Origin of the sequence: Mesorhizobium sp. M7A.F.Ca.CA.004.06.1.1, assembly GCF_003999135.1 — a bacterium.
In the GTDB taxonomy this organism is placed as follows: domain Bacteria; phylum Pseudomonadota; class Alphaproteobacteria; order Rhizobiales; family Rhizobiaceae; genus Mesorhizobium.
In genome coordinates this window covers 1-2,671 of record NZ_RZPQ01000785.1, presented here as the reverse complement: position 1 = coordinate 2,671, position 2,671 = coordinate 1, and the positions used below count along the sequence as shown (strand labels likewise).

The 2,671-nt window shown below is 63.0% G+C and carries 4 protein-coding genes; all 4 read left to right on the top strand.

All coding sequences use genetic code 11. From position 1 onward, the window contains the following. The first annotated feature begins 147 nt into the window (after positions 1-147). The 4 genes from EN906_RS30110 to EN906_RS30095 all read left to right on the top strand — a co-directional run bounded on the left by EN906_RS30110 (position 148) and on the right by EN906_RS30095 (position 2,647). Positions 148-531 carry a RidA family protein gene (locus tag EN906_RS30110; protein WP_127271321.1) on the top strand — a complete coding sequence of 128 codons (384 nt, stop codon included), beginning with the start codon at positions 148-150 and terminating at the stop codon, positions 529-531. 13 nt (positions 532-544) lie between these two features. Then, entirely contained in the window at positions 545-895 is a 351-nt protein-coding gene (locus tag EN906_RS30105) for a VOC family protein (RefSeq protein WP_127271319.1), read from the top strand. Positions 896-1,056: 161 nt separating this feature from the next. After that, entirely contained in the window at positions 1,057-2,160 is a 1,104-nt protein-coding gene (gene leuB, locus EN906_RS30100) for a 3-isopropylmalate dehydrogenase (protein WP_127269799.1), read from the top strand. A gap of 4 nt (positions 2,161-2,164) precedes the next feature. Next, positions 2,165-2,647: a GNAT family N-acetyltransferase gene (locus EN906_RS30095; RefSeq protein WP_127269801.1), complete on the top strand. Its 483-nt coding sequence runs from the start codon at positions 2,165-2,167 to the stop codon at positions 2,645-2,647. The last annotated feature ends 24 nt before the right edge of the window (positions 2,648-2,671 follow it).

The following is a 2,671-nucleotide window of genomic DNA, read 5'->3' as shown; positions in this document are numbered from 1 at the left end:
GTCGTCGTGCTGCGGAAAAGAATTGTCCGCCGCGATCCTTCACACCCCCGCTGGCATCGAAGGTTTGCACCGCCAATCCAACCATGTTGGCCCATGGTCGGACAGGCGTCTTCCCTGCAAAATGGCCACCAAATCCTGCGAGGCCCCATGCGCACACTCATCTCCACCGGTTCGCCCTTCGAAAAGACCGCCGGCTATTCGCGTGCAGTGGTGCAGGGCGACTGGTGTTTCGTGTCCGGTACGACCGGCTACGACTATGCGACGATGACGATGCCGGAGACGGTGGAGGCGCAGACGCGCAATTGCCTGGCGACGATCGGCAAGGCGCTTCAGGACGGCGGCTTCGAGATGGCCGACGTGGTGCGGGCGCATTACTACATCACTGACCAGGCCTTCGTGGACGTGGTCTTCCCGATCCTCGGCGAGACGTTCGGCGACATCAGGCCGGCGGCGACGATGATCGTCTGCCAGCTCAACAGATCGGAAATGAAGATCGAGATCGAGGTGACGGCGCTGCGGCGCACGGCTTGAAAGGCGACCGACGATGAAAGTCCGGCGCATCGTTGCCAATATCGAGACATCGGATGCCACTGCGGCCAAGCGTTTCTATCAGGATGTCCTCGGCCTCGATGTGCTTATGGACCTTGGCTGGATCGCCACCTACGGCTCGCAAGCAAAGATGGATGTCCAGGTCAGTTTCATGGCGCAAGGCGGCTCCGAAACGCCGGTGCCGGATCTTTCGATCGAGGTCGATGATGTCGATGCGGCGCTCGATGCCATGAAAGCGGCGGGCTTCGCCATCGAATACGGACCGGCCGACGAGCCCTGGGGCGTGCGCCGCTTCTATGTCCGCGATCCGTTCGGCCGGCTGGTCAACATTCTCTCGCATCGGTGAAGGCAAGGCGCTGCAATTTGCGGGAGGCTGGCGGGGCAGAGGGGAGCGCGAAGGATCGCAAACGAACGAGGTTGTTCTTGATCGCTGCGTTACTCCTTGCGCACAACCGGCTTGGCGTTTAGCAAGGCCGCGGTTCAAATTCTTTCCAGGACGGTTCCTCCATGGCAACGAAGCATCTTTTCCTGCTCCCCGGTGACGGCATCGGTCCCGAGGCCATGGCCGAGGTCAAGAAACTGATCGCGGTCATGAACGACAAGCTCGGCAGCGGTTTTGCCACCGATGAGGGGCTGGTCGGCGGCTGCGCCTATGACGCGCATGGCGCGGCGATCTCCGATGCCGACATGGAAAAGGCGATGGCGGCCGACGCGGTGCTGTTCGGCGCCGTCGGCGGTCCCAAATGGGATGCGGTGCCCTACGAGGTGCGCCCTGAGGCCGGCCTGCTGCGCCTGCGCAAGGACATGGAGCTGTTTGCCAACCTTCGCCCGGCCATCTGCTATCCGGCGCTGGCGGCGTCCTCCTCGCTCAAGCAGGAGGTGGTCGAAGGCCTCGACATATTGATCGTGCGCGAGCTGACCGGCGGCGTCTATTTCGGCGAGCCCAAGCAGATCATCGATCTCGGCAACGGCCAGAAGCGCGGCATCGACACGCAGGTCTACGACACGTTCGAGATCGAGCGCATTTCGGGCGTCGCTTTCGAACTGGCACGCACGCGCAAGAACCGTGTCACTTCGATGGAAAAGCGCAATGTGATGAAGTCGGGCGTGTTGTGGAACGAGGTCGTCACCCAGACCCACAAGGCGCGCTATTCCGACGTCAAGCTCGACCACATGCTGGCCGATGCCGGCGGCATGCAGCTGGTGCGCTGGCCAAAACAGTTCGACGTCATTGTCACCGACAATCTGTTCGGCGACATGCTGTCCGACATTGCCGCCATGCTGACCGGCTCGATCGGCATGCTGCCGTCGGCCTCGCTCGGCGCGCCTGACGTGAAGACCAAGAAGCGCAAGGCGCTTTACGAGCCGGTGCACGGTTCAGCCCCCGACATAGCCGGCAAGGGCATCGCCAACCCGATCGCCATGATCGCTTCCTTCGCCATGTGCCTGCGCTATTCCTTCGGCATGGTCGATGAAGCCGACCGTGTCGAAAGCGCGATCGCCGCCGTGCTCGACGAAGGCCTGCGGACGAAAGACATCATGTCCGATGGCATGACCGAGGTCGGTACGGTTCAGATGGGCGACGCGATCATCGCCAAATTCCTGGGCTGATTCCGTGACGGTCGACGTCCGCTGGGCGACGATCGAGGACGCGACGGCACTCGCGGCCATATTGTGCGAGATGGCGGAGCATTACCGGCAGCCGCCTCTCGATGCTGACCGGGCCCTGTCTGCTGCACGCAAATGGCTTGGCGAGGAAAGCCCGGCCTATCCGCATTTCGCGCTCGCCTTCGTCGACGGCGAAGTCAGCGGCCTGGCGTCGGTGGCGATCGCGCATCCCGGTATCGATCTCGAGCGGCTGCTGTTCCTCAAGGATCTGTTCGTATGCGAGAAGGTTCGCAACGCCGGCGTCGGCCGGGCGCTGATCGGCTTTCTCGCCGATCATTGCCTGCGCGAAGGCATCGGCCGCATCGACCTGACCACCGAGGACTGGAACGAGGGCGCGCTGCGCTTCTACGACCGGCTTGGCGCCGAGCGCCACGGCCAGAAGGTCTTTCTCAGGCTTTCAGGCGAAGCGCTGAAGGCGGCTAGATCCTGACGCCTGCCGGCACCGGTCCCCAAG